This window comes from Streptomyces sp. NPDC091281 (genome assembly GCF_044757425.1).
In the GTDB taxonomy this organism is placed as follows: Bacteria; Actinomycetota; Actinomycetes; order Streptomycetales; family Streptomycetaceae; genus Streptomyces.
Window position 1 is genome coordinate 384,407 of record NZ_JBIVUY010000001.1, and the last position, 26,350, is coordinate 410,756.

A 26,350-nucleotide genomic window follows, 5' to 3' on the forward strand; every position below is an offset into this window, starting at 1 on the left:
GAGGGGTACCGGTGAACGACCGATACGACGCGGGCTACGGGAACGACCCGTACGAGCTGGTCGGCTACGACGAGTACGGGCAGCCGGTCTACCGGCAGGTCCCGCAGCAGCCGTCCCCGCACCAGCAGGCTCCCCACCACCAGGTCCCGCCCCAGGCCCAGGACCCGTACGGGCAGCCCCAGGACCAGGGCTACGACCCGTACGGCGGCGGGAGCGACCAGCAGCAGGGCGGCTACGACCCGTACGGCACCGGCCCGCAGCAGGCCGTGCCCGGCTACGACCCGTACAACCCCTACGGCCCCGCGACCGGCCAGCAGCCCCCCGTCTTCGACCCCTACGGCACCGGCGGCGGTCACCCGGGGCAGGGCGGCGACGCCACCGCGGCCCCCTACGACCCCTACGGGCAGACCACGGCCGGGCAGACCACGGCCGGACAGAGCACGGCCGCGGGGCAGCGGCCGCGGGGCGCCGAGCAGACGGCCTACATCCCGCAGCAGACCCGCCCGGAGCCGCCCGGCGAGGAGCGGTCCGCCGCGCCCGCCGAGAGCCCCGCCGAGGGTCAGCAGGACTACCGCACCGAGCAGTTCGCGTTCGTCGAGGAGCCCGACCAGGACTCCGAGGACGTCATCGACTGGCTCAACTTCACCGAGAACCGCACCGAACGCCGCGAGGAGGCCAAGCGGCGTGCCCGCGGCCGTCTGATCGCCCTCGTCGTCGTCCTCGCCCTGGTCGCCGTCGGCGGCGTCGGCTGGCTCGCCCTCACCGGCAGGCTGCCCGGCCTGTCGTCCTCCGACGACGGCAAGACCGCCACCGGCACCCCGGCCGCCGCCCAGAAGCGCGACGTGGTCGTCGTCCACCTGCACGACACCGCCCAGGGCGGCACCTCCACGGTCCTGCTCGTCGACAACACCACCACCAAGCAGGGCACCACGGTGCTGCTGCCCAACTCCCTGGTGGTCACCACCGACGACGGCACCACCACGACACTCGCCAAGTCGGTCGACGAGGACGGCTCGGCGGGCACGCGCGCGTCGCTCGACACCGTCCTCGGCACCGAGATCCAGGGCACCTGGCGCCTGGACACCCCCTACCTCCAGAACCTCGTCGACCTCGTCGGCGCCATCGAGGTCGACGCCGACACCGACGTGCCCGACCCGGACGCCAAGAAGGGCCAGGCCCCCCTGGTCCGCAAGGGCGAGGACCGCACCCTCGGCGGCAAGGCGGCCGTCGCCTACGCCACCCACCGCGCCGAGGGCGAGGACCAGAACGCCCAGTTGGAGCGGTTCGGCCAGGTCATGCAGGGCGTACTGCGCAAGGTGTCCTCCGACCCGCAGGGCGCCACCGTCACCGTGCAGACGCTCGCCCAGATCCTCGACCCCTCGCTCACCGACAAGGACCTCGGCGCCTTCCTCGCCCGACTGGCCGACCTCGCCAAGGGCGGCGACAGCCGGACCGCCCTGCTGCCCGTCCAGGCCGACGGCACCCTCGACACCGAGGCGAGCGCCAAGGTGGTCAAGGACGTCCTCGGCGGCACCGCCAAGAGCCCCGACAAGGACGCCGCGACCAGCGTCTCGGTGCGCAACGCGGGCGGCACGCGCTCCGACACCGAGGACGCGCGCGTGGTCCTCCTCAACGGCGGCTTCACCTTCCTCGACGGCGGCACCGCCGACGACACCCGCGCCACGTCCCAGGTGCTCTACGCGGACGCCGCGAACAAGGCGAAGGCCACCGAGGTCGCCAAGACCCTCGGCCTGCCCGGCGACGCGGTGGCCAAGGGCACGGTGCCCGCCAACGCGGACGTCACCGTCGTCCTGGGCACGGACTACGAACCCGCGGCGTCCTCGGGCGGCTCGACGCCCCCGGAGTCGTAGCGGGCGACGCGCGCGTGAGCCGTACCCTCCGGGCCACGCGCGCGAGGGCCGTACGCCGTGGGTCACGCGAGTGCGAGGCGCGCCCGACCCGGTGCGCCCGGCCGGTGCGGACGTGAACATGCCGGGCGGTGTCGGCGGTCGTGAGACCCTTGAGGTCAACCGACCGCCGAGGGAAAGCCACGCAGTGACCGCCACCGACCGCTCCACCGAGCTGATCCGGACCGCCGCCCAGGCGGCGGCCGACAAGCTCGCGCACGACATCATCGCCTACGACGTCAGCGACGTGCTCTCCATCACGGACGCCTTCCTGCTGGCCTCCGCGCCCAACGACCGCCAGGTCAAGTCGATCGTCGACGAGATCGAGGAGCGCCTCCAGAAGGAACTCGGCGCCAAGCCGGTCCGCCGCGAGGGCGACCGCGAGGCCCGCTGGGTCCTCCTCGACTACGTCGACATCGTCGTGCACGTCCAGCACAGCGAGGAGCGCGTCTTCTACGCGCTGGAGCGGCTGTGGAAGGACTGCCCCGAACTCGACCTGCCCGCCGACGCCAAGGCCACCCGCGGCAAGGGCGCGGAGCACGCCGAGGCCCGCGCCGCCCAGGAGGCCGAGGCCGCCGCGGACCCGGCGGAACCGGGAGGCGCGTGGTGACGACCGCACCGGGTGCCGGGGCCGGGGCCGCGCGCGCACCGCGCCGGGGGCGGCGCGTCATCCTCTGGCGGCACGGCCAGACCTCCTGGAACGTGGAGCGCCGCTTCCAGGGCTCCACGGACGTCCCGCTGACCGACACCGGCGTGGCCCAGGCCCGCCGCGCGGCCCGGCTGCTGGCCTCCCTCGGGCCGCACGCGATCGTCGCCTCCGACCTTCAGCGGGCGGCGGACACGGCCGCCGAGCTGGCCGCGCTGACCGGCCTGGAGGTCACCCACGACGAGGCGCTGCGCGAGACGTACGCGGGCGTCTGGCAGGGCCTGACCCACGAGGAGATCGTCGCCCGGTACGGCGACGAGTACACCGCGTGGAAGCGCGGGGAGCCGGTCCGCCGGGGCGGCGGCGAACTGGAGAGCGAGGTCGCCGACCGGGCCGCTCCGGTGGTGCTGCGGCACGCCGAGAAGCTGCCCGAGGACGGCACCCTCGTCGTCGTCAGCCACGGCGGCACGATCCGCACCACCATCGGCCGGCTGCTCGGCCTGGAGGCGCGCGACTGGGAGAGCCTGGGCGGCCTCTCCAACTGCTGCTGGTCCGTCCTCGGGGAGGGCGCGCGCGGCTGGCGGCTGCTGGAGCACAACGCGGGCACGTTGCCCGAGCCGGTGCTCGGCGACGACGACTGAGCGGGTCCCCGGACCCCCGGAGGGCGCTCCGAAGGGGCCGGTGAGCTGCCCGGACCCCGGATTTCACTTTCCGGCAGGTCGCAGGCTAAAGTTCTTCTTGTTCGCCCCGCCGAGCGGGAAGAACACTCGGGGCTATAGCTCAGTTGGTAGAGCGCCTGCATGGCATGCAGGAGGTCAGGAGTTCAATTCTCCTTAGCTCCACAGATGGACCGGTTCGCCGGACCGCGCCGAAGATCCCGCCCCTCAGGGGGCGGGATCTTTCGCATTCCCCGGGTGCGGCTTGAGTCGCCCGGCCCGCGCAGGCGTATACCTCTGTGGAAGCGCTGCTCGGGGGTCCGTGTCCGGACTGGTACTGAGGCGTCGCTGACCGTGTCGGCCGGTCCGTGGCAGAATCAAACGGCCGGAAGGGGACGCGGCCCGACGGGAGGGAGTTGCGATGCCTGCGAGCATCCTCGGAGAGGGTGGCCACCTCTCCGCGGCGGCGATGACCCGGGACACGGCCGTCCGGCTCAGCTGCCCTTCCTGCGGTTCCGCGTTCGTGGCCCAAGTCCTCGGCGACAACGGAGGAATTTCCTACGTGTGCACGGCCTGCGGCCACAGCTGGAGCTGATCGATGGGCGCCCACAGGCGGAAGTGCGACTGGTGCGGCAGCGGCACCCCCATCGTCCGCGACATGGAACCGGTGAACCCCGACTACCAGTACTGGTGCGAGGAGTGCGCGCGGGCGCTGATCATAAAAGGCGACCCCATCGAGACGTACCGCGAACTGGAGGGGGAGCCGATCTACGGCCGCCTCCTGGAGGAGCACTGCACGCTCAAGCGCTTCTACTCCTTCGTCACCGCCTGACTCCCGTACGGGCCTCGCGTAAGCGCCTCTCCTGCGGGAAATGGCGCGGCGAAACCGGCGGGTAGGCGGGTGTAGAGGGGTGTAATCGGGCAAAGCGGAAACGATTTGGTGGTCCACCCCCTGGACCGTGTAATGTTGGCGTCGCCGCCGGGGGAACCGGGCGGACCGCAGGGAAGCGACGAAGTCGCTGATCGCGAGGGGCTATAGCTCAGTTGGTAGAGCGCCTGCATGGCATGCAGGAGGTCAGGAGTTCAATTCTCCTTAGCTCCACAGTGAGATGACAAAGATCCCGCCGGATTCCGATCCGGCGGGATCTTCTGCGTCCGCCCCCCGGCCCCCTCTTCCCGGCGGAGCCGGGCGTGGGGGCCGGGGACCGTCAGCGGCCCAGGGCGCGGCGGCCGCGGCCCTGGGAGAGGACCGGCAGGTTGCGGGAGGGCTCCTTCGCGCGCGTGTCCTCCTCGATGCGCAGGGCCAGCGCAGGGCAGCGGCGCACGGCGCGCAGCGCCTTGGCCTCCGCGTACCGCGGCACGTTCGCCTGGGCGACCGTGGGGAAGCCGTCCGCGCCGAGCTGGAAGACCTCCGGGAGGATGTCCGCGCACAGGCCGTGGCCCCGGCACAGGGTCCAGTCCACGTAGATCTTCTGGCGGCTGTCGCCGGTGTCCGCGGGCTCGCCGCCGGCCGTGATGCCCGCCGGGCCCATCCCGCCCTCGAACAGCGGCAGGACGCCCTCCACGGGCCGTCCGCAGCCGTTGCCGAGGACGTGGGCCGCCAGGTCGTCGGTGAACGCCTTCACGGTCGACTCCAGGAACATCGCGGAGCCGTCCGGGTGCGAGCACGCGCCGCGCCGCTTCACGTTCTTGGCGACCTGCTTGAGCGCTTCGAGGGCGGCCGGACCGCCGCCGTTGATGATGTCCTCCAGCCCGCGCGCGGCGGCCGGGAGTCCGAGGTAGCAGGGGCCGCACTGGCCCGCGCTCTCCTCCGCCAGCCACTGCGCGACCCGCAGCGACTCGCCGAGCGGGCAGGTCTCCTGGCTGATCGGCAGGATCGCGCCCGCGCCCAGCGCGCCGCCCACCGCGTCCAGGGAGTTGCGCGAGACGACCGCCTCGTTCACGGTCGCCGCGTCGATCCACTTGCCGTGGTAGCCGCCGGTCAGCACGCCCTGCGGGACCGGCGGGGCGCCCGCCAACTGGAGGACGTAGCGCAGCGGGACGCCGGTGGGGACCTCGATGACCATCGGGCGGGCGACCGCGCCGGAGACGGTCAGCATGACGGTGCCGGGCTCGTCGTACAGGCCGGTGTTGCCGTAGCGCTCGGGGCCGATGCGGGCGCCGATGGCGAGCTGGGCGAAGGTCTCGGCGTTGGAGAGCAGGGTGGGGGCGCCGCCGACGCCGTTCTGCGAGGCGCTGACCTTGCGGCCGGGCGGGATGGCCGGGCCGCCGTCGATGGAGCGGATCACGGACGCGGCGGCGCCGGTGACCATGCGGACCGGATTGCGCTGCACGAACGCCTTGAGCGCCGAGCGGCGGCCGTTGCTCAGGCCGCGTTCGGCGAGGGCCGCCTCCATGGAGCGCTGGGTCGACTCACGGGTGACCGCCACCACGAGCGTGCGGGCACCGAGGGCCTCGGCGACCAGCAGGGCGCCGTCCAGGATGAGGTGCGGGGCACGGTTGATGAGCACCGTGTCCTTGCGGCAGGCCGGTTCGTCCTCGCTGCCGTTGACCACGACGACCGGCCGGACGCCGCGTTTGATCGCCGCGTCGGCCACCGACCGCAGCTTCTTGTGGAAGGGGAAGCCCGCCCCGCCGCGGCCCTTCAGGTTGATGCGCTCGGAGAGCTGCGCGAGCTTCTCCCCGCCCATCGGTTCGAGCGGCCCGTGCACCTTGAGGTGCATGGGCAGGTCGAGTCGCTCGACAAGGTCGAAGCCGGACGTGAGCTGCGGAAGTCCCACCACGCGGACTTCCGGGACGTCGGGCAGGGCCTCGTTCACCTATAGCCTCCGGAAGGCGTGTTCCAAGGTTCGCCCGAACCCGGCGCGTCGAAAGGCGCTCCGGGGGTTGGTTCATCGGCGGCACCGCTGTTGTACGTGTCGTTCGGGTTGTACGCGCCATACCGGCCGTTTGTCTCACCGGTGTCGTACACGTCACTTCCGCCGTAGCCCGGATTGCCCTGGTTGTCATAGACCGGGATGTTGAATCCCGTGTCCTGGAGCGGGTCGTAGACCGACTGCGGGGCCTCGCCGACCGGCGGCGGGGACGGGACGGGCCAGTTGCCCGAGACGCTGCCGCCGGTGTCCTGGCGGGGGAAGGTCTCGGTGGGCTGGAGGTCGAACGGCAGGTCCATGCGCGCGGTCTGGTCGACGTACGGCTGCTGCGGGGGAGGCGTGGAGACGGCGCGGTAGGCGGCGGCGAAGCCGTTCGCGGGCTCCTGGGTGGCCGCCTCGAAGGAGGCCGTCGAGGCGAACGTGGGCGGGACCGCCCCGCGCGCGGGACCCCGGTCACCGGCGCCCGGTCGGCCCCGGTCGGGGCGGCTCTCGTAGCCCGGCAGCGAGTTGCTCTCCGCCATGCGCGCGCGGCTCGCCTCCAGGGAGTCCCGCCCGCTCGGCTCGTCGGAGCCCAGCACCGTGGCGAACCGGTCGGCGATCTTCCGCTTGATCGGGCGCGGGGCTGCGCGCAGCGCCAGGGCGGCCATGACGCCGAGCAGGCACAGGCTGTACATGACGACGAAGACGGGCTTGGCCGCGCGACCCGCGTAGAGCCCGTGGATCAGCGCGGCGCACCAGGCCGGGTAGGCCAGCATGTGCATCGCGCGCCAGCGGGCCGCGACGGGGGCGGGCGAGGCGAACCGGCTGCGCAGCGCGCCGGTCACGCCGACGAAGATCATCAGCAGTCCGGCCAGCGAGCCGAGGCCGATCAGGCCGCCGATGCCGGTGACGCCCAGCGAGAACGGGATGACCGCCGCGATGAACTCGGTGTGGTCCAGGGCGATCTTGGTGGTGATGTGCAGCAGCAGGAACGCGATGGACGCGACCGCCGTCGTCCGGTGCACCGCCTGGCCGATGAGCCGCTGGCGGGTGTCGAGGAAGATCCGGTCCTGTGCGACCAGGCCCCAGATCACCGAGCAGCTCAGGGAGACGAGGGACAGCACGCCCGCGCCGAAGTTGAGGAAGTCGCGGAACCGGTCGCCGCCGACCAGCACGACCACGGGTATGAGGATCAGGACGACAGCCGACGCCACCCCGTAGACCGAGGGGCCCGGCTGGGGGAGCGAGCTGTTGTTACGACGAGGGTTCATGGGGGCAACTCCGAGCAGTCCGGGAAAGCGGTCCCGCTGCCGAACTCTAAGTGGGCGCCATACCGATGGGTACGAGGTTCCAGTGATTGGGGTGCGATGAAAGGACAATGTGGCCGGGGTGGTGTCTTGATGTCCTTCCGGGTCCCCTTAGGGGCCCTAGGTGCTGTTACGCGGAGTAATCTCTGGGTGGTCGCTGGTCTCTCGTGGCCCGACGGTCGGTTCCGGCGCGATTCGATACGTGTCTCCCAGGCATACGGAAGCGCGTCGCGGCGTGCTCAAGCGCTGCGGTACTCTGAGGCCATGCGTGCCGTACGCCTTCTGCTTAGCGAGCCGCGCTGATCACTCCCGGACACCGGCCGAAGCGAACGGCCCCCACGGTTCGGAATCGGCGCGGCATCCCCTCCTGTGCGAGGGGATTTTTCGTTTCCCGGGTGAACCCGAGATCCTTGGTGGTCCCGAGTGCACCCAGGGTGATCCCGAGTGTGACAGCCGCCGGAAGCCGCGGGCAGAGACGATCGATGGAGCTTAGAGGACCATGAGCGAGACGAACCCCGCCGCCGACGAGACGGCCGCGCCGCACCGCTACACGGCTGCCGTGGCCGCCGAGATCGAGGCGCGCTGGCAGGACGTCTGGGACGCGGAGGGCACCTACGCCGCGCCGAACCCCACGGGCGACCTGGCGGGCGACCCCGAGGTCGTCGCCCGCCCCAAGAAGTTCATCATGGACATGTTCCCGTACCCCTCCGGTGCGGGCCTGCACGTCGGCCACCCCCTGGGCTACATCGCCACCGACGTCTTCGCGCGCTTCCAGCGCATGACCGGCCACAACGTCCTGCACACCCTGGGCTTCGACGCCTTCGGCCTGCCCGCCGAGCAGTACGCCGTGCAGACCGGCACCCACCCCAGGGTCTCCACCGAGGCCAACATGGAGAACATGAAGGTCCAGCTGCGGCGGCTGGGCCTGGGCCACGACAAGCGGCGGTCGTTCGCCACGATCGACCCCGAGTACTACAAGTGGACCCAGTGGATCTTCGTCCAGATCTTCAACTCCTGGTACGACCGGGAGGCGAACCGGGCCCGCCCGATCGCCGAGCTGATCGAGCAGTTCGCCACCGGTGAGCGCGCCGTCCCCGGCGACCGCCCCTGGGACGGGCTGACCGAGGCCGAGCGCGCCGACGTCCTGGGCGAGTACCGGCTGGCGTACGCCTCCGAGGCGCCCGTCAACTGGTGCCCCGGCCTGGGCACCGTGCTGGCCAACGAGGAGGTCACCGCCGACGGCCGCTCCGAGCGCGGCAACTTCCCCGTCTTCAAGGCGAAGCTGCGCCAGTGGAACATGCGCATCACCGCCTACGCCGACCGGCTGCTGGACGACCTGGACGCCCTGGACTGGCCCGAGGCCATCAAGCTCCAGCAGCGCAACTGGATCGGCCGCTCCGAGGGCGCCCGCGTCGACTTCCCCGTCGACGGCGACCACATCACCGTCTTCACCACCCGCCCCGACACCCTGTTCGGTGCCACCTACATGGTCCTGGCGCCCGAACACCCCCTGGTCGAGAAGATCACCGCCGACACCTGGCCCGAGGGCACGCGCGCGCCGTGGACCGGCGGGCACCCCACCCCGGCCGCCGCCGTCGCCGCGTACCGCGCGCAGGCCACCGCCAAGTCCGACGTCGAGCGCCAGGCCGAGGCCAAGGACAAGACCGGCGTCTTCACCGGCGCGTACGCCACCAACCCGGTCAACGGCGAGCAGGTCCCCGTCTTCGTCGCCGACTACGTCCTGATGGGCTATGGCACGGGCGCCATCATGGCCGTCCCCGCGGGCGACCAGCGCGACTTCGAGTTCGCGCGCGCCTTCGAACTGCCCGTCCACTGCATCGTCGAGCCGACCGACGGCCGCGGCACGGACACCTCGACGTGGGAGAACGCCTTCTCCTCCTACGACGCGAAGATCATCAACTCGGCCAACGAGCAGATCTCCCTGGACGGCCTGGACGTCGCCGAGGCCAAGGCGCGCATCACCGCCTGGCTGGAGACCTCCGGCATCGGCGCGGGCACCGTCAACTTCCGGCTGCGCGACTGGCTGTTCAGCCGCCAGCGCTACTGGGGCGAGCCCTTCCCGATCGTCTACGACGAGCAGGGCGTCGCGCACTCCCTGCCCGAGTCGATGCTGCCGCTGGAGCTGCCCGAGGTCGAGGACTACTCCCCGCGCACCTTCGACCCGGACGACGCCGACACCCAGCCCGAGCCGCCCCTGTCCCGCAACGCGGACTGGGTCCACGTCACCCTGGACCTGGGCGACGGCCCGAAGAAGTACCGCCGCGAGACCAACACCATGCCCAACTGGGCCGGTTCCTGCTGGTACGAACTGCGCTACCTGGACCCGCACAACAGCGAGCGCCTGGTCGACCCCGCGATCGAGCAGTACTGGATGGGCCCGCGCGAGGGCCAGCCGCACGGCGGCGTCGACCTGTACGTCGGCGGCGCCGAACACGCCGTGCTGCACCTGCTGTACGCCCGCTTCTGGTCCAAGGTCCTCTTCGACCTGGGGCACGTCTCCTCCGCCGAGCCGTTCCACAAGCTGTTCAACCAGGGCATGATCCAGGCCTACGTCTACCGCGACAGCCGCGGCATCGCGGTGCCCGCCGCCGAGGTCGAGGAACGCGACGGCGCCTGGTACTTCCAGGGCGAGAAGGTCTCCCGGCTGCTGGGCAAGATGGGCAAGTCCCTCAAGAACGCGGTCACCCCGGACGAGATCTGCGCCGAGTACGGCGCCGACACCCTGCGCCTGTACGAGATGGCGATGGGCCCCCTGGACGTCTCCCGGCCGTGGGACACGCGCGCCGTCGTCGGCCAGTTCCGGCTGCTGCAACGGCTGTGGCGCAACGTCGTCGACGAGGCGACCGGCCAGGTCACCGTCACCGACGGCGAGCCCGACGAGGCCACCCTGCGCGCGCTGCACAAGGCCATCGACGGCGTCCGCCAGGACCTGGAGGGCATGCGCTTCAACACCGCCATCGCCAAGGTCACCGAGCTGAACAACCACCTGACCAAGGCGGGCGGCCCGCTGCCGCGCGCGGTCGCCGAGCCGCTGGTCCTGCTGGTCGCGCCGCTGGCCCCGCACATCGCCGAGGAGCTGTGGCGGCGACTGGGCCACACCGACTCCGTCGTCCACCGGGACTTCCCCGTCGCCGACCCGGCGTACGTGGTCGACGAGACCGTCACCTGCGTCGTGCAGATCAAGGGCAAGGTCCGGGCCCGGCTGGAGGTCTCGCCCGCCATCTCCGACGAGGAACTGGAGAAGGTGGCGCTGGGCGACGAACACGTGGTCACCGCGCTGGGCGGGGCGGCGATCCGGAAGGTGATTGTCCGGGCGCCGAAGCTGGTGAACATCGTTACTGGGTAGCGGTAGCGGGGCCCGAGCCTCTGGGCTGGGGCTGGGTGGCCGGCCGGGGCGCCCGGTTGACAGGTGGCCGGGTGCCAGGGGGTGAAGCCGGGCGGCGTCGGTGCGTTGCCGTGGTGCCGGTCCGGCCTCGCGGAGGGCTCCGGGGCGGTTGCGGCCGTCCGCGGGGCGGTGGTTTCCGGGGTTTCCGGCGCGGTGCGGCCGTCCGCACGGCTGGCGCGGGGCACGGGGTCGGGGTAGTCCCCTACGGGCAGGTTCGGGGTTCTGGTGGAACTCCGGGCCTGCCCGCCTCGTTTACCGTGGAAGAACGGCGCGTGGGGTGCCGTGGCCGGTCTGGAGGAGACGCCCGTGGAAGCCGTGATCGCAGTCGTGGCACTGCTCTTCGTGCTCCTCCTGGTGCTCGGCGCGTACGCCACGGTGAAGGTGGTCGGTGCCGCCAAGCGCGGCGTGGACCGCACGATCTCCCAGGCCCGCCGCACCGTCGAGGACCACACCCTGCGGGCCAAGTCCTTCGCCCAGCCCGGACCGGCCGGGGAGGTCGCCCAGCTCCGGCTGAAGCTACGCACCTCGATGCGCTCCACCCAGGACGCCCTCCAGGCGGGCGCCGCCGAGGACGCGTCCCTCGGGGAGTCCGTCGCCCTGTTCCAGCGCCTCAGCGCCCACGGCCACGAACTCGACGCCGAGCTGCGCCGCCTGGAGTCCGACCCCGACCGGGCCACCCTCGCCGCCCGGCTGCCGTCGCTGCGCGAGCGCACCGAGCGGATCACGGCCTCCGCCGACGCCCTGCGCTGGGCGGCCCGCGACCGCGCCCAGCGCTTCGCCGCCGACGACCTCGACACCCTGCACGCCCAGATCGACGTCGAGGCCGACGCCCTGCGGCACTGGACCACTCCCGACACCGCCGGGGCGCCGCCCGCCTGGCCCGCCGCCGACCCCGGAACGGCGGACCGCGCCCGGTCGGAGGAGTCCGCCCCGCGCCCGGCGACCGAGCCCGCCCGGCCCGCGATCACCCCGCCTACACCCCGGCCCACCTACTCCTGGCAGAAGAAGCCCCGGCCGGAGAGCACCGCCTGATCCCTACGTGAGCGGTGCCGGGGCCGATCCGGACCCCTCCGCTCCGGGGTGAGGGGCCGGGCTCCCGCCCGGCCGACCCGGCAGGTAATCTCCAGCTCATGTCCCGCCATGTCGCGATCGTCACGGATTCCACGGCCTATCTGCCGCAGCCGACGATGGAGCGTCATGGCATCACCTCGGTACCCCTGACCGTCGTCCTCGGCGATCAGGCGCTCGAAGAGGGCACCGAGATCTCGACCCGCTCCCTGGCCCAGGCCCTCCAGAAACGACGTTCCGTCACCACCTCGCGGCCCAGCCCCCAGCTCTTCGCGGAGACCTACCGCAAGGCCGCCGAGGCGGGCGCCACCGGCATCGTCTCCCTCCACCTCTCCGCCGAACTCTCCGGCACCTACGACGCGGCCGTCCTCGCCGCGCGGGAGGCGCCGGTGCCGGTACGGGTGGTGGACACCGGGATGATCGCCATGGCCCTCGGCTTCTGCGCCCTGGCCGCCGCCGAGACCGCGCGGGCGGGCGGCACGGTCGACGAGGCGGTCGCCGCGGCGGAGAAACGGGCCGCGGCCACCTCCGCGTACTTCTACGTCGACACCCTCGACTATCTGCGCCGGGGCGGCCGGATCGGCGCCGCCCAGGCCCTCCTCGGCTCCGCGCTCGCGGTGAAGCCCCTGCTCCAGCTCGACGGAGGGCGCATCGAGCCCCTGGAGAAGGTGCGGACGGCGTCGAAGGCGATCGCCCGCCTGGAGGAGCTGGCGGCCGAGCGGGCCGGGAGCACGCCCGTCGACATCGCCGTCCACCATCTCGCCGCCCAGGAACGGGCGTCGGCCCTCGCCGACCGGCTCCGGGCCCGGGTGCCCGACCTGGGCGTGCTGCACGTGAGCGAGGTGGGCGCGGTCATCGGGGCGCACACGGGGCCGGGGTTGCTGGCGGTCGTGGTCTCGGAGCGGTGAGGACGCCGCGGGGGCGGCGGGAAGTGGCTTGGCGGGGCGGTCGGTTCACTCGGCAGGGTGATCGAGTTATCCACAACTGGTCCGTTCTCCACGGATATTGAGCAAGATCATCGCCGATCGGGGAGATCTCCGATGCTCGGGGCATGGCACTTCGACCTCACTCACGTACGACGACCGCGACCAGTGGACCCGGGCGACCGCCCGGCTCCGACGGGCGCCTGCGCCCACGCCGTTCACCGGCCCACGGCCGGGCCCGCACCCGAGCCGTCCCGGCGGCCGAGCTGCGCCGCCGGGCGGAGGCCCTGTTCTCCCCCGGGGGCGGCGAAGGGGAGGCTGCGCCGCCCGAAGTACGACGGGGGGTGCGGGGGCCTGGTCCGCCGGAGACCGTGCCGGTGCCGGGGGCGCCGCTGGCGGGTTCGCTGACGCGGGCGGGTACGGGGGCGGGCGTCGGTACGGGTGTGGGTGCGGGGGCTGACGGCGGCACCCGTGCGGGTGCGGGGTCGGACGCGGGTGACGGTGGTCGCCGGGCCGACCCGGTTGATGAGGCTGGTGAGGGCGCCGAGGGCGTTGGGGGCGTTGGGGGCGTCTCGGGTGTGGGGTGGCGGGAGCGGTTCGGGCCCGCGCTGCGGGAACGGATGCCGGTGTGGGTGCAGGCGCGCTGCGGGCTGGAACTCAGGAGCGTGCTGGCGCTGGCCGTCGTGGTGGTGGCCGTGGCCGCCTTCGCCCTCCAGCACTTCTGGGCGGGGCGCAGCCGCGCGGTGGCGACCCCCGAGGTGGTGCGGGCGTCGGCACCGTACGACGGGGAGACCGGGCGGGGGTCTGCGGTGCCGTCGGGTCTTGCGACCCCCGTGCACCCCTCGTCCCCCTCGTCCCTGTCCGGCGGCGGCGCCCCCGCCGCCGAGATCGTCGTGGACGTCAGCGGCAAGGTGCGCCGTCCGGGGATTCACCGGCTTCCGGCTGGGGCCCGGGTGGTCGACGCGCTGAACGCGGCGGGTGGGGTGCGGCCGGGGACGGACACGGACGGGCTGAACCGGGCACGGTTCCTGGTGGACGGCGAGCAGGTGGTCGTCGGGGGACCGCAGCCGCCTGGGGGACCGGTGGGGCCCGGTGCGGGCGCCGCAGGATCGGGTGCGGGTGCGGGGAGCGGTGCTGGTGGGGTGGGCCCGGGGCTTCCGGTAGCGCCGCTCTCCCTCAGTACGGCCACTCTGGAGCAGCTGGACACGTTGCCCGGTGTGGGGCCCGTGCTGGCACAGCACATCATCGAGCACCGCACCCGGCACGGAGGCTTCCGCTCGGTCGACGAACTGCGCGAGGTGAACGGCATCGGGGAGCGGCGCTTCTCCGATCTGCGGAACCTGGTGCGGCCGTGAGCGCGGGGACTGCCGGTGGCGGGGTCCGCAGCCGCGCCCGCCCGGATGTGCACGCCGCCTCCGGGCACCGGCTCGGTGCCTCGCACCCCCGGCGGGAAGGGGCGGTGGACCTGCGACTGGTCCCGCCCGCACTGGCGGCGTGGGGCATGGCCGCCTGGGCGGTGGACGCCTCCGTAGGAGTGGTGGGGACGGTCGTCGTCGGGTGCCTGATCGGGGCGGTTCTCCTGCTGTGGTCCGGTCGTGGGACGGGGACGGTGCGTGAGCCGGGGGCTGGACGGTGGCGGAGCGGCGCGGTGCGGGCGCCCGGTTCGGGTGCCTCGGGTGCGTGGTCCCGGGTGACCGGTGCGGGTGTGCTGCTCTGCGCGGCGGCGGCCGCACTCTCCGCGGCGCTGCATGGCGCGGATCTGCGCCGGGGGCCGGTGCCCGCGCTGGCGCGGGAGTCCGTGACGGTGACCGCCGAGGTGGAACTGACCTCCGATCCCCGGCTTGCCCGGCCCAGGGTGCGGGGGGACCGGATGAGCCAGGACTCGGTGCTGATCGACGCGGAGGTGCGAGAGGTCGGCTCGGGCGGGAGGCGGACGGTGACGCGGACGCCGGTGCTGCTCGTCGTGGATGTGCGAGAGAGAGGAGGGAAGACCGATCTCCGGTCGGCCCGGTCGGCGCAGTCGCCTGGGGCTGGACGGGCGGCGTGGCTCGGGTTGCTGCCGTCCACCCAGGTCCGTGTCACCGGGCGGCTGGCGGCCCCGCTGACCGGCGGGGACCGGATCGCGGCCGTGCTGCGGGTGCGGACAGGGCGCGACGCGCCACCCGACGTGGTGCGGGGGCCGACGGCGGCGCAGCGGACGGCCGGGCGGTTGCGGGCGGGGCTGCGCGCCGCCACCGACGGGCTGCCGCCGGACGCGCGGGCGCTGCTGCCGGGGCTGGTGGTCGGGGACACCGCGCGGATCACTCCGGAGCTGGACGAGGCGTTCCGGGCGACCGACCTCACCCACATCCTCGCCGTCTCCGGCAGCAACCTCACGATCATGCTGGCCCTGCTCCTCGGCCCGCCCGGCGTGGCGCAGTCGGCGGAGCGGCGGGGGCTGGCGCCCCGGCTCGGTGTGCCGCTGCGGACGACCGCACTGCTGGGCGGCGCGCTGACCCTCGGGTTCGTGGTGGTGTGCCGACCGGACCCGAGCGTGCTGCGGGCGGCGGCCTGCGGCGCGGTCGTCCTGCTGGCCCTGGCGACCGGCCGCCGCAGATCGCTGATCCCGGCACTGGCCACGGCCGTCCTGCTGCTGGTGCTCTACGACCCGTGGCTGGCCCGGAGTTACGGCTTCCTGCTGTCCGTGCTGGCCACGGGGGCGCTGCTGACGCTGGCGCCGCGCCTGAGTGCCGGGCTGCGGCGGCGCCGGGTGCCGCCCCGGCTGGCGGAGGCACTTGGGGCGGCGGGGGCCGCGCAGCTGGTGTGCGCGCCGGTCGTGGCGGTGCTGTCGGCGCGGGTGAGCCTGGTGGCGGTGCCGTGCAACCTTCTCGTGGAGTTCGCGGTGGCTCCGGCGACCGTGCTGGGGTTCGCGGCGCTGGCGGCGGCACCGTGGGCGATGCCGGTCGCGCGGGCGCTGGCCTGGTGCGCGGGATGGCCGGCGGAGTGGATCGCCGGGGTGGCGCGGGCCGGGGCCGCGCTGCCGGGGGCGGGGGTGGACTGGCCGGGCAGTTGGGCCGGTGCGCTGCTGCTCGCGCTCGTCGGGGCCGGACTGGTGCCGGTCGGGCGGCGGGTGGCCCGGCATCCCTGGCTGTGTGCGGCGTGCGCGGTGCTGCTCCTGCTGGCGGTGGTGCGTCCGCCGCCACTGACCCGGGCCCTCACCGGCTGGCCCCCGCCGGGCTGGCGGCTGGCGATGTGCGACGTGGGGCAGGGGGACGCGCTGGTCCTCGCGGCCGGGGACGGTGCCGGTGTCGTGGTGGACGCGGGGCCCGACCCGGTGCTGGTCGACCGGTGTCTGCGGACGCTGGGCGTGACCCGGGTCCCGTACCTGGTGCTGACCCACTTCCACGCCGACCATGTCGCCGGACTGCCCGGGGTGTTGAAGGGGCGGGCGGTGGGGGAGATCGGGACGACCGGGTTCGCGGAGCCCGCCGATCAGGCGGCGTTCGTGCGGAGGGAGGCGGAGGCGGCCGGGGTGCCGGTCGTGCCGGTGGCGGCCGGGGAGCGGCGGCGGCTGGGCGCGCTGGACTGGGAGGTGCTGTGGCCGCCCGCCCCGCAGGTGCCGGGACCGGAGGGGCCGAACGACGCGAGCGTGACGCTGCTGGTGCGGTCGGCGGGGCTGCGGATGCTCCTGCTGGGGGACCTGGAACCCCCGGCCCAGGAGGCGCTGGCACGGTCACCGGCGGCGGCCGGGCTGGGCGGGGTCGATGTGCTGAAGGTGGCGCATCACGGCTCGGCGTACCAGCATCCGGGGCTGTTGGGGGCGGTGGCGCCGAGGCTGGCGTTGATCTCGGTGGGCGCGGACAACCCGTACGGGCATCCGGCGCCCGGGACCGTCGCCGCGCTGCGGGCGGCCGGGGCGACGGTGCTGCGGACGGACCGGGACGGGGCGCTCGCCGTGGCGGGTGCGGGCGCCGGACTGCGGGTGGCGGGAGACTGAGGCCATGACTTCCGTACAGGCAGACACCGGACCGCTGGACGCGGGGTTGGTCGAGGACTATCTGCGCCGGCTGGGGGTGGAGTACCCGGCGTGGCCCACCGTCGACGTGCTGCGGGAGCTGCATCTGCGGCATCTGCGGACCGTGCCCTTCGAGAACCTGTCGGTGCATCTCGGGGAGGAGATCGTGCTGGAGGAGCGGCGGCTGGCGTGGAAGGTCGCGGGGCCGGGCGGCCGGGGCGGCTTCTGCTACGAACTGAACGGGGCGTTCGGGGCGCTGCTCAAGGCGCTGGGCTTCGACGTGACGCTGCTCGCCGCACGGGTGTACGGCAGGGACGGGCGGCTCGGCATCCCGTACGACCATCTCGCGCTGCTGGTGCGGACGGTGGACGCGGGGGAGTGGCTGGCCGACGTCGGGTTCGGGGCGCACAGCCACGGGCCGCTGTGCTGGGAGCACCGGGGTGAGCAGGAGGACCCCGCGGGCACGTTCCGGATCATGGAGGCGGGGCCGGACGCAGCGGGCGTCAAGGGCGGCGCGGGACGGCCGTCGCGGGAGGGCGGCGGCGTGTCCGGGGCGGCCGACCTGGACGTGGTGCACGACGGGGCGCGGGTGTACCGGCTGGAGGCGAGACCCCGGGCGCTGGCCGACTTCGCGGCGGGCGCCTGGTGGCACCGCACCTCCCCGGAGTCGCACTTCACGCAGTCTTTGATCTGCTCCCGGATCACCCGGGACGGCGGCCGCGTCACCCTCAGCGGGCGCCGCCTGAAGACGACGGCACCCGACGGGACCAGCGAGGAGAGGGAGTTGGAGAAGGACGAGGAGGTGCTGCGCGTGTACCGGGAGGAGTTCGGGATGGAGTGGGTGCGGGTGCCCGAGGTGAGGACGGAGGTGAGGACGCAGGGCGCGGGGCCCTCCGGGGGCTGGTAGGGGGCGTCCGGCCGCGTGGAGGCGTGCCTGCGCGGCCCTGCCTGCGGAGCCCCGGCCTGCGCCCCGGAGGTCTCCGTAGCTCCGACCTGTCCCGGAGGCCCCCGTAGCCCCGGCCTGTCCCGGAGGCCTCCGGAGACCCGACGCGCCCCGCAGGCCCCCGTAGTTCTCGCCCCGCTCCCGGACTCCGTCGGATGGTGCCGGAAGATGGGTGGGTGAGTGATGTGAGACATGTGCTGGTGCTGCCCGACCGCGAGGCCGCCGAGGAGGTCGTCGAGGCGTTGGCGGAGCGGTTCGGGGTGCGGGAGGAGCCGCAGGTCGTGCGGGACGCGCTGGCTGGGGAGGACGACGCGGAGGACGCGCAGTGGCTGGTGGTGCTGCGGGACGAGGAGGAGCGCCTGGACGGGGCCGAGCTGGACGCGTTCGCGGGGGAGTGGGACGGGTGGCGCGAGGAGCCGTAGCGGCGGCTGCCCGCGGGGACGGCGGGCGGGACGGCGGTGTCGGTGGCGCGTGCCATGCTGGGGGCGATGGCCAGGAAGACTGCGAATGACGACCCGCTCGCCCCGGTGACCCTTGCCGTGGGCCAGGAGGACCTGCTGCTGGACCGTGCCGTGCAGGAGGTGGTGGCCGCCGCGCGGGCCGCCGACGCCGACACGGACGTACGGGATCTGACGCACGACCAGGTGCAGCCCGGCACGCTCGCCGAGCTGACCAGTCCGTCGCTCTTCGCGGAGCGCAAGGTCGTGGTCGTGCGGAACGCGCAGGATCTGTCGGCGGACTCGGTGAAGGACGTGAAGGGGTATCTGGGGGCGCCCGCCGAGGAGATCACGCTGGTGCTGCTGCACGCGGGCGGGGTCAAGGGCAAGGCGTTGCTGGACGCGGCGCGCAAGGCGGGTGCGCGGGAGGTCGCCTGCCCGAAGATGACGAAGCCCGCGGACCGGCTGGCCTTCGTGCGGGCCGAGTTCCGGGCCACCGGCCGTTCGGCGACGCCCGAGGCGTGCCAGGCGCTGGTGGACTCCATCGGCAGTGATCTGCGGGAGCTGGCGTCCGCGGTGTCGCAGCTCGCCGCCGACATCGAGGGGACGATCGACGAGGCTGTCGTGGGGCGGTACTACACGGGCCGGGCCGAGGCGTCGAGCTTCACCGTCGCGGACCGGGCCGTCGAGGGGCGGGCCGCGGAGGCGCTGGAGGCGCTGCGCTGGTCGCTGTCGACGGGGGTGGCGCCGGTGCTGATCACCAGCGCGCTCGCGCAGGGCGTCCGGGCCATCGGCAAGCTGTCCTCCGCGCGCGGCGGCCGCCCCGCCGACCTGGCGCGCGAGCTGGGCATGCCGCCCTGGAAGATCGACCGGGTCCGGCAGCAGATGCGCGGCTGGACCCCGGACGGCGTCGCGGAGGCCCTGCGCGCGGTCGCCGACGCGGACGCGGGCGTGAAGGGTGGCGGCGACGACCCGGAGTACGCGCTGGAGAAAGCCGTGGTCGCGATCGCCCGCGCGGCCCGGGGCCGAGGGGCGGGCCGCTGAGCCGCACCGGGGAGGCGGGCCGCTGAGCCCGCCACCGCGACGCGTGCCCCTGCCCCCGACCGAGGCACGAGCCCCCACCGGAGCACACCCCCGCCCCCACCAACCCCCCACCCCACCAAATCCCCCACCCCCCACCCCCGCTCCACGCCGAAGGCCCCCGCTCCTCCCTGGGGAAGGGAGGGAGGCGGGGGCCTTCGGTTCAAGCAAGGTCAGCAGGCTGTGCTGCCGGGCGAGTCCGCACCCGCGTGGCGAACGCAGGCCGCGTGCGGACTCGGGGGCCGGGAGGGAGCGGAGGAGAGAGGGCCCGCTCGGGGTCCTTCCGGCGGTCAGATCAAGAAAGGGTTCAGCCCTGGAGGGACGCGACCTTCGAAGCGAGCGCCGACTTCTTGTTGGCGGCCTGGTTCTTGTGGATGACACCCTTGGAGACGGCCTTGTCGAGCTGACGCGCGGCAGCGCGCTGGTACTCGGTGGCCTTCTCGACGTCACCCGCGGCAGCGGCCTCGCGGGCCTTGCGGATCGCGGTCTTGAGGGAGGACTTGACGGCCTTGTTGCGCAGTCGCGCCTTCTCGTTGGTCTTGATCCGCTTGATCTGGGACTTGATGTTCGCCACGAAAGAGCCTTTGCAGGTTCAGGCACGGGGCCGCGAGGGTCCCGCACCAGGTGATTTCTTGGGTGTGCCTCGCGCTGAGAGGGCATGAGACACAGCCACCCAGGCTACCAGCGGCCCCCCGGCCCGCCCAAACCGGTCCCCGGGCGGCCCGCACCGGCTTCCCGGTCGCCGCCCGTGGGACCATGGAACCTACGTATCGATCCGACCCGAGGCACGAAGGCGCCTCAAGAGACAGGACCCTGCGTGCCCGCGACCCCTAAGAATGTGCCCGAGCCGAGCCGTACCGACCCGGCTCTGATCCGCAATTTCTGCATCATCGCGCACATCGACCACGGCAAGTCCACGCTCGCCGACCGGATGCTCCAGCTGACCGGTGTGGTCGAGCAGCGACAGATGCGTGCTCAGTACCTCGACCGCATGGACATCGAGCGCGAGCGCGGCATCACGATCAAGTCCCAGGCGGTGCGGCTGCCGTGGGCTCCGAGCCAGGACCCCGACCGTACGCACATCCTCAACATGATCGACACCCCCGGGCACGTCGACTTCACCTATGAGGTCTCGCGGTCGCTGGCCGCCTGTGAGGGCACCGTCCTGCTCGTGGACGCCGCTCAGGGCATCGAGGCGCAGACCCTCGCCAACCTGTACCTGGCGATGGAGAACGACCTCACGATCATCCCCGTGCTGAACAAGATCGACCTGCCGGCCGCGCAGCCGGAGAAGTTCGCCGAGGAGCTGGCGAACCTGGTCGGCTGCGACCCCGACGACGTGCTGCGGGTCTCGGCGAAGACCGGCGTCGGCGTCGACGCGCTGCTCGACCGGGTGGTCCGGGAGGTCCCGGCGCCGGTCGGTGTCGCGGACGCCCCCGCCCGCGCCATGATCTTCGACTCGGTCTACGACTCCTACCGCGGCGTCGTCACCTACGTCCGGGTCATCGACGGCCAGCTCAACAAGCGTGAGCGCATCCGCATGATGTCGACGAACGCCACCCACGAGCTGCTGGAGATCGGCACCAACTCGCCCGAGATGCTGGGCGCGGACGGTCTCGGCGTCGGCGAGGTGGGCTACCTCATCACCGGTGTGAAGGACGTCCGCCAGTCCAAGGTCGGCGACACCGTCACCAGCCAGGCCAAGGGCGCCACCGAGGCCCTGGGCGGGTACAAGGACCCCAAGCCGATGGTCTTCTCCGGCCTGTATCCGCTGGACGGCTCCGACTACCCCGAGCTGCGCGAGGCCCTGGACAAGCTCCAGCTCAACGACGCCGCGCTCGTCTACGAGCCGGAGACCTCCGCCGCCCTCGGCTTCGGTTTCCGCGTCGGCTTCCTCGGCCTGCTCCACCTCGACGTGATCCGCGAGCGGCTGGAGCGCGAGTTCGGCCTCGACCTCATCGCCACCGCGCCGAACGTGGTCTACCGCGTGGTGATGGAGGACGGCGCCGAGCACGTCGTCACCAACCCGAGCGAGTTCCCCGAAGGCAAGATCAACGAGGTGTACGAGCCGGTCGTACGGGCCACGATCCTCGCGCCGACCGAGTTCATCGGCTCGATCATGGAGCTGTGCCAGACGCGGCGCGGCACCCTGCTCGGCATGGACTACCTCTCCGAGGACCGCGTCGAGATCCGCTACACGCTGCCCCTCGCGGAGATCGTCTTCGACTTCTTCGACCAGCTGAAGTCCAAGACCCGCGGCTACGCCTCCCTCGACTACGAGCCCACCGGCGAGCAGACCTCCAGCCTGGTCAAGGTCGACATCCTGCTGCACGGCGACAAGGTCGACGCCTTCTCGGCGATCACCCACAAGGACGCCGCGTACGCCTACGGGGTGCGGCTCGTCGCCAAGCTGCGCGAGCTGATCCCGCGGCAGGCCTTCGAGGTGCCGATCCAGGCCGCCGTCGGCTCCCGCGTCATCGCCCGCGAGACGATCCGCGCCATCCGCAAGGACGTCCTCGCCAAGTGCTACGGCGGTGACATCTCCCGGAAGCGGAAGCTGCTGGAGAAGCAGAAGGAAGGCAAGAAGCGGATGAAGATGGTGGGTTCGGTGGAGGTTCCCCAGGAGGCCTTCATCGCCGTCCTGAGCAGCGAGGAGAACGCGGGCTCGGGCAAGGGCAAGAAGTAGCCCGCTGTAACCGGCGGTATCGGGGCCCCTCGCGCAGCGGCGCGGGGGGCCCCGCGTCGTCCGTCGGTCCGTCCCGACCCGCCGGGCGCGGCGGCACGGCCTCGCGGGGGGAGGTGTGCGGGGCCCCTGTTCTGTGAAAAGTGACCGTACGTGACCCCTTACGTGCCGGGCGGTCGCCCTTTACGCTGATCCCCTGCTCGATAGTTACTCGTGAGTTAAACAACAGCCGCGCTGAGCCAGCCGCAACGTCGCGGGCCCCGGAGGATGTCGTGAGCGACACACAGACACTGATCGAGAACCGTCCGCCGTCCGTCGCGGGCCTCTTCCTGGACCGGGTGGCGGCCACGCCGGACGCGGAGGCCTACCGCCACCCCGTCCCGGCCGCCGCCGCGGAGGGCCCCGACACCTGGAAGACGCTGACCTGGGCGCAGGCCGCGCAGCGGGTGTACGCCATCGCCGCCGGGCTGATCGAGCTGGGCATCCAGCCGGAGCAGCGCGTCGCGCTCGCCTCCTCCACCCGCGTCGAGTGGATCCTCGCCGACCTCGGCATCATGTGCGCGGGCGCGGCGACCACCACGGTCTATCCGCAGACCAACGCCGACGAGTCGGCGTTCATCCTCTCCGACTCCGGCAGCCGGGTGCTGATCGCCGAGGACGCGGCGCAGCTCGCCAAGGCCGTGGAGAAGCGCCAGGAGCTGCCCGAGCTGACCCATGTCGTGGTGATCGACCCGGCCGGGGTGGAGGCCGCCGACTGGATCCTCACCCTCGACGAGCTGGAGCAGCGCGGCGCCGCCCGGCTGGAGAAGGACGCCGGGCTGATCAAGGAGCGGGTCGCCGCGATCACCGCCGACCAGCTCGCCACCCTCATCTACACCTCCGGCACCACCGGCCGCCCCAAGGGCGTACGCCTGCCGCACGACAACTGGTCGTACATGGCGAAGGCGATCGCCGCGACCGGGCTGGTGAGCGCGGAGGACGTGCAGTACCTGTGGCTGCCGCTCGCGCACGTCTTCGGCAAGGTGCTGATCTCCGGGCAGATCGAGGTCGGTCACGTCACCGCCGTCGACGGCCGCGTCGACAAGATCATCGAGAATCTGCCGGTCGTGCAGCCGACGTACATGGCGGCCGTGCCGCGCATCTTCGAGAAGGTCTACAACGGGGTCGCCGCGAAGGCCCGCGCGGGCGGCGGCGCCAAGTACAAGATCTTCCAGTGGGCCGCCGAGGTCGCCCGCGAGTACGCCAAGGTCACCCAGGACAACTTCAAGCGCACCGGCGTACGCACCGCGCCGTTCGGCCTCACCGCCAAGCACAAGGTCGCCGACACCCTCGTCTACGCCAAGATCCGCGAGGCGTTCGGCGGCAACCTCCGCGCCTGCATCTCCGGCTCCGCCGCCCTCGCGCCCGACATCGGCTTCTTCTTCGCGGGCGCCGGCATCCACATCCTGGAGGGCTACGGCCTCACCGAGACCTCCGCCGCCTCCTTCGTCAACCCCGGCGAGGCCTACCGCACCGGCACCGTCGGCAAGCCGCTGCCCGGTACGGAGGTGCGGATCGCCGACGACGGGGAGATCCTGCTGCGCGGGCCCGGTGTCATGGAGGGGTACCACGGGCTGCCCGAGAAGACCGCCGAGGTGCTGGAGGCCGACGGCTGGTTCCACACCGGGGACATCGGCGAGCTGTCGCCCGACGGGTACCTGCGGATCACCGACCGCAAGAAGGACCTCATCAAGACGTCCGGCGGCAAGTACATCGCGCCCGCGGAGGTGGAGGGGCAGTTCAAGGCGATCTGCCCGTACGTCTCCAACATCCTCGTGCACGGCGCCGACCGGAACTACTGCACCGCGCTCATCGCCCTCGACGAGGTGGCGATCCTCGCGTGGGCGGAGGAGAACGGGCTCGGCGGGAAGCCGTACGCGGAGGTCGTCGCCGCGTCCGCGACGGTGGGGATGGTCGAGGAGTACGTCACGCAGCTCAACCAGGGGCTGCAGAAGTGGCAGACGATCAAGAAGTTCCGGCTGCTGCCGCGGGATCTCGATGTGGAGCACGGGGAGATCACGCCGAGTCTGAAGCTGAAGCGGCCGGTGGTGGAGCGGGAGTACAAGGGGTTGATCGAGGAGATGTACGTGGGCTCTCGCGAGGCGTAGGGGGGCGCCTTCGGTGGGGCTGGTTGAGGTTGCGGCGGCGGGTGCGGGTGGGTGGGGGCTGGTCGCGCAGTTCCCCGCGCCCCTGAGGAGCGGGCTGCGCCCTGCTCAGGTGGGCGGGTGCGGGTCGTGGGGGGCTGGGCGCGCAGTTCCCCGCGCCCCTGGGGGGTGGGCTGCGCCCTGCCCCCAGGGGGTCCGGCTTACCCATGGAGTGGCTTGTTCCGGTCGGAAAGGGTCAGTTCCGTAACTCCTTGCTTGGGGGTGGGCACGGTCTGCCACCCTGGCGGGAACCGGGTGGGGTGTCGTGATCGTCGGAACATCGGACGACGGCGTTCCCCGGCCGGGTCCGCGTAGCCGACCGGCGGGAGCTGCCCATGGGGGCCATTCCGACGCAACGGGAGATCGTGTCCCGTGCCGACGGACCGCCCGTGTCCCCGGGCGGGCAGCCGCACCTGCGCGCGACCCTGGTCGGCAGCTCGCTCGCGCCCGGCGCCGCCCGCGACCTCGTGCGGGCCGCGCTCACCGAGTGGCGGGCGGCCGGTGTCCCGGGCGCCCCCGACCTCTCCGACCTGCTCGCCGAGGACGCCATACTCGTCGTCAGCGAGCTGGTCACCAACGCCGTCGTGCACGCCGGCACCGAGGTCGACGTGGACTGCCGGCTGGAGACCGCGCCGGCCGCCGGCGCGGCCGGCCCGGACGGTCCCGCCGTCGTCGTCGAGGTCACCGACCACCACCCCTCCCGCGCCCCGCGCGACGGCGCGCCCGAGGCGTCGTACGAGACACCGGAGTACGGGCGCGGGCTGCGGCTCGTCGCCGCGCTCGCGGAGGCCTGGGGCGTCACCTACCGGCGCGGCACCAAGAGCGTGTGGGCGCGGCTGCCGTCCCGGACCGGGGACGACGACGGCCCGCTCGGCGCCACCCGGCTGCCCGCCGACCCCCACCTCGCCTTCGCGGAGGCCCTCGCCCCCGACCCCGGCCCCGCCGCCCGCGCCCGCGACTGGCTCGGCCGGGGCGCCCTCACCTTCCTCGCCGAGGCCTCCGACCTGCTCGCCGGACAGCTCGACGAGGACCATGTGGCCGCGCTCACCGGACAGTTGATCGTGCCGCGGCTCGCCGACTGGTGCGCGGTCTGGCTGGAGGACGAGCTGGACGGCCGCGGCTGGGACGACGGCACCGGGCCGCGCCTCGCCCGCGTCTGGCACGGCGCGGAGCACCTCATCGAGGAGCTGCGCCGCGCCCTGGAGAAGGAGCCGCCCGCGCCGCCCGACGCCCCGCACGCCGGTCCGGCCGCCCACCCGTGGCCCGCCGCCGTCCTCGGCCCGGACGGCGCGGCCCTCGCGTACCGCCTCGTCGCGGGCGGCCGGCCGCTCGGCACGCTGGTCATCGGGCGGGCCGGACTGCTCCGCTTCCCCGACGAGGTCACCGGCCTGGTCGAGGACCTGGGCCGCCGGGTCGCGCTCGCCATCAACGCGGCCCGCCAGTACGCCCGCCAGGTCACCATCAGCTCCGTCCTCCAGCGTGGCCTGCTGCCCGGCGCCGTCGCCCAGATCCCCGGCCTGCGCAGCGCCCTCGTCCACGAGCCGCGCGAGCAGGGCGGGCCCAGCGGCGACTTCTACGACCTGTTCCCGGCGGGCGACGGCCGCTGGTGCTTCGCCGTCGGCGACGTGCAGGGCAAGGGCCCGGAGGCGGCCGTCGTCATCGGCCTCGCCCGGCCCTGGCTGAGACTGCTGGCCCGCGAGGGGTACGGCGTCGCCGACGTCCTCGACCGGCTCAACCAGCTCCTCCTCGACGACGCCACCGAGACCGCCGACGCCGCCGCCCGCGCCTACGTCGGCCCCGCCCGCCCCGGCGACGGCCCGCAGACCCGCTTCCTCTCCCTCCTCTACGGCGAGCTGGCCCCCTTCGAGGGCGGCGTCCGCGTCACCCTCGCCTCCGCCGGGCACCCGCTGCCGCTGCTCCTCGCCGCCGACGGCACCGTCACCACGGCCGCGCAGCCGCAGACCCTCCTCGGGGTCGTCGAGGACGCCACGTACGTCAGCGAGACCCTGTCGCTGCGGGCCGGGGACAGCCTGCTGTGCGTGACGGACGGGGTCACCGAGCGGCGCTCGGGCATGCGCCAGTTCGACGACGGCGACGGCCTCGCCACCGCGCTCGGCGGCTGCGCCGGGCTGGACGCGGAGCTGATCGCCGACCGCATCCGGCGGCTCGTGCACGACTTCGGCACCCAGCCGCCGGAGGACGACCTCGCTCTGCTGGTCCTCCAGGCGGAGTGACCGGGGCGGGCCGCGTCCCCCGTACGGGACA

Annotated in this window: 18 protein-coding genes and 2 tRNA genes; 17 read left to right on the top strand and 3 right to left on the bottom strand. The window is 73.2% G+C overall.

Annotated elements, in window-relative coordinates; genetic code table 11:
- The first annotated feature begins 11 nt into the window (after nucleotides 1-11).
- The 6 genes from ACIQPQ_RS01650 to ACIQPQ_RS01675 all read left to right on the top strand — a co-directional run bounded on the left by ACIQPQ_RS01650 (nucleotide 12) and on the right by ACIQPQ_RS01675 (nucleotide 4,311).
- Nucleotides 12-1,871 (top strand): LytR C-terminal domain-containing protein, encoded by a 1,860-nt coding sequence (locus tag ACIQPQ_RS01650; protein WP_401298312.1) that lies wholly within the window; start codon nucleotides 12-14, stop codon nucleotides 1,869-1,871.
- 184 nt (nucleotides 1,872-2,055) lie between these two features.
- Entirely contained in the window at nucleotides 2,056-2,517 is a 462-nt protein-coding gene (gene rsfS / locus ACIQPQ_RS01655; RefSeq protein ID WP_383767511.1) for a ribosome silencing factor, read from the top strand.
- Entirely contained in the window at nucleotides 2,514-3,194 is a 681-nt protein-coding gene (locus ACIQPQ_RS01660) for a histidine phosphatase family protein (RefSeq protein ID WP_401298315.1), read from the top strand. Before rsfS ends, ACIQPQ_RS01660 begins: the two co-directional genes overlap by 4 nt.
- Nucleotides 3,195-3,322: 128 nt before the next feature.
- Nucleotides 3,323-3,395, top strand: a tRNA-Ala gene (locus ACIQPQ_RS01665).
- 472 nt (nucleotides 3,396-3,867) lie between these two features.
- Nucleotides 3,868-4,041, top strand: coding sequence for a hypothetical protein (locus ACIQPQ_RS01670; RefSeq protein ID WP_004001335.1), 174 nt, complete (start codon nucleotides 3,868-3,870; stop codon nucleotides 4,039-4,041).
- Nucleotides 4,042-4,238: 197 nt separating this feature from the next.
- Nucleotides 4,239-4,311 (top strand) — tRNA-Ala (locus tag ACIQPQ_RS01675).
- Between the two features lie 106 nt (nucleotides 4,312-4,417).
- Here ACIQPQ_RS01675 and ACIQPQ_RS01680 read toward each other — a convergent pair.
- Together ACIQPQ_RS01680 and ACIQPQ_RS01685 are read right to left on the bottom strand one after the other, a co-directional pair.
- Entirely contained in the window at nucleotides 4,418-6,028 is a 1,611-nt protein-coding gene (locus ACIQPQ_RS01680; RefSeq protein ID WP_383767503.1) for an NADH-ubiquinone oxidoreductase-F iron-sulfur binding region domain-containing protein, read from the bottom strand.
- On the bottom strand, nucleotides 6,025-7,332 hold the full coding sequence (locus tag ACIQPQ_RS01685; RefSeq protein ID WP_401298319.1) for a cytochrome b/b6 domain-containing protein: 1,308 nt from the start codon (nucleotides 7,330-7,332) through the stop codon (nucleotides 6,025-6,027). The genes ACIQPQ_RS01680 and ACIQPQ_RS01685 overlap by 4 nt, the downstream gene beginning before the upstream one ends.
- A gap of 535 nt (nucleotides 7,333-7,867) precedes the next feature.
- Here ACIQPQ_RS01685 and leuS point away from each other — a divergent pair.
- The 8 genes from leuS (at nucleotide 7,868) to holA (ending at nucleotide 19,183) form a co-directional block, all read left to right on the top strand.
- The gene (gene leuS / locus ACIQPQ_RS01690; RefSeq protein ID WP_401298322.1) at nucleotides 7,868-10,735 is read left to right on the top strand and encodes a leucine--tRNA ligase; all 2,868 of its coding nucleotides are present in this window, start codon (nucleotides 7,868-7,870) and stop codon (nucleotides 10,733-10,735) included.
- A 345-nt stretch (nucleotides 10,736-11,080) separates the two neighbouring features.
- A complete protein-coding gene (locus tag ACIQPQ_RS01695; RefSeq protein WP_401298324.1) occupies nucleotides 11,081-11,806 on the top strand; it encodes a hypothetical protein in 726 nt (241 codons plus the stop codon).
- A 98-nt stretch (nucleotides 11,807-11,904) separates the two neighbouring features.
- On the top strand, nucleotides 11,905-12,750 hold the full coding sequence (locus ACIQPQ_RS01700) for a DegV family protein (protein ID WP_401298327.1): 846 nt from the start codon (nucleotides 11,905-11,907) through the stop codon (nucleotides 12,748-12,750).
- A 143-nt stretch (nucleotides 12,751-12,893) separates the two neighbouring features.
- Nucleotides 12,894-14,120 (top strand): helix-hairpin-helix domain-containing protein, encoded by a 1,227-nt coding sequence (locus ACIQPQ_RS01705; RefSeq protein WP_401298330.1) that lies wholly within the window; start codon nucleotides 12,894-12,896, stop codon nucleotides 14,118-14,120.
- Nucleotides 14,121-14,167: 47 nt separating this feature from the next.
- A complete protein-coding gene (locus tag ACIQPQ_RS01710) occupies nucleotides 14,168-16,741 on the top strand; it encodes a ComEC/Rec2 family competence protein (protein WP_401299569.1) in 2,574 nt (857 codons plus the stop codon).
- A gap of 4 nt (nucleotides 16,742-16,745) precedes the next feature.
- Nucleotides 16,746-17,666: an arylamine N-acetyltransferase gene (locus ACIQPQ_RS01715; protein ID WP_401298332.1), complete on the top strand. Its 921-nt coding sequence runs from the start codon at nucleotides 16,746-16,748 to the stop codon at nucleotides 17,664-17,666.
- Between the two features lie 212 nt (nucleotides 17,667-17,878).
- Complete coding sequence (locus ACIQPQ_RS01720) at nucleotides 17,879-18,124, top strand: hypothetical protein (protein WP_383767480.1); 246 nt, start codon at nucleotides 17,879-17,881, stop codon at nucleotides 18,122-18,124.
- Between the two features lie 66 nt (nucleotides 18,125-18,190).
- Nucleotides 18,191-19,183 carry a DNA polymerase III subunit delta gene (gene holA / locus ACIQPQ_RS01725; RefSeq protein WP_401298337.1) on the top strand — a complete coding sequence of 331 codons (993 nt, stop codon included), beginning with the start codon at nucleotides 18,191-18,193 and terminating at the stop codon, nucleotides 19,181-19,183.
- Between the two features lie 343 nt (nucleotides 19,184-19,526).
- Here holA and rpsT read toward each other — a convergent pair whose 3' ends face one another.
- Nucleotides 19,527-19,793, bottom strand: coding sequence for a 30S ribosomal protein S20 (gene rpsT, locus ACIQPQ_RS01730; protein WP_133041041.1), 267 nt, complete (start codon nucleotides 19,791-19,793; stop codon nucleotides 19,527-19,529).
- A 243-nt stretch (nucleotides 19,794-20,036) separates the two neighbouring features.
- Here rpsT and lepA point away from each other — a divergent pair, with 243 nt between their 5' ends.
- From lepA to ACIQPQ_RS01745, 3 genes are all read left to right on the top strand, one after another.
- Complete coding sequence (gene lepA, locus ACIQPQ_RS01735) at nucleotides 20,037-21,905, top strand: translation elongation factor 4 (RefSeq protein ID WP_383767473.1); 1,869 nt, start codon at nucleotides 20,037-20,039, stop codon at nucleotides 21,903-21,905.
- Between the two features lie 269 nt (nucleotides 21,906-22,174).
- On the top strand, nucleotides 22,175-24,049 hold the full coding sequence (locus tag ACIQPQ_RS01740) for an AMP-dependent synthetase/ligase (protein WP_401298342.1): 1,875 nt from the start codon (nucleotides 22,175-22,177) through the stop codon (nucleotides 24,047-24,049).
- A 371-nt stretch (nucleotides 24,050-24,420) separates the two neighbouring features.
- Nucleotides 24,421-26,319, top strand: a complete 1,899-nt coding sequence (locus ACIQPQ_RS01745) for a SpoIIE family protein phosphatase (RefSeq protein ID WP_401298345.1) — start codon at nucleotides 24,421-24,423, stop codon at nucleotides 26,317-26,319.
- Nucleotides 26,320-26,350: the final 31 nt, after the last annotated feature.

What these genes read in the sequence shown, in the direction of transcription:
- ACIQPQ_RS01705 (WP_401298330.1), top strand. Translation starts at nt 12,894, where the DNA reads ATGGCACTTCGACCTCACTCACGTACGACGACCGCGACCAGTGGACCC.
- holA (WP_401298337.1), top strand. Translation starts at nt 18,191, where the DNA reads ATGGCCAGGAAGACTGCGAATGACGACCCGCTCGCCCCGGTGACCCTT.
- leuS (WP_401298322.1), top strand. Translation starts at nt 7,868, where the DNA reads ATGAGCGAGACGAACCCCGCCGCCGACGAGACGGCCGCGCCGCACCGC.
- ACIQPQ_RS01685 (WP_401298319.1), bottom strand. Translation starts at nt 7,332, where the DNA reads ATGAACCCTCGTCGTAACAACAGCTCGCTCCCCCAGCCGGGCCCCTCG.
- ACIQPQ_RS01745 (WP_401298345.1), top strand. Translation starts at nt 24,421, where the DNA reads ATGGGGGCCATTCCGACGCAACGGGAGATCGTGTCCCGTGCCGACGGA.
- ACIQPQ_RS01670 (WP_004001335.1), top strand. Translation starts at nt 3,868, where the DNA reads ATGGAACCGGTGAACCCCGACTACCAGTACTGGTGCGAGGAGTGCGCG.
- ACIQPQ_RS01715 (WP_401298332.1), top strand. Translation starts at nt 16,746, where the DNA reads ATGACTTCCGTACAGGCAGACACCGGACCGCTGGACGCGGGGTTGGTC.
- ACIQPQ_RS01700 (WP_401298327.1), top strand. Translation starts at nt 11,905, where the DNA reads ATGTCCCGCCATGTCGCGATCGTCACGGATTCCACGGCCTATCTGCCG.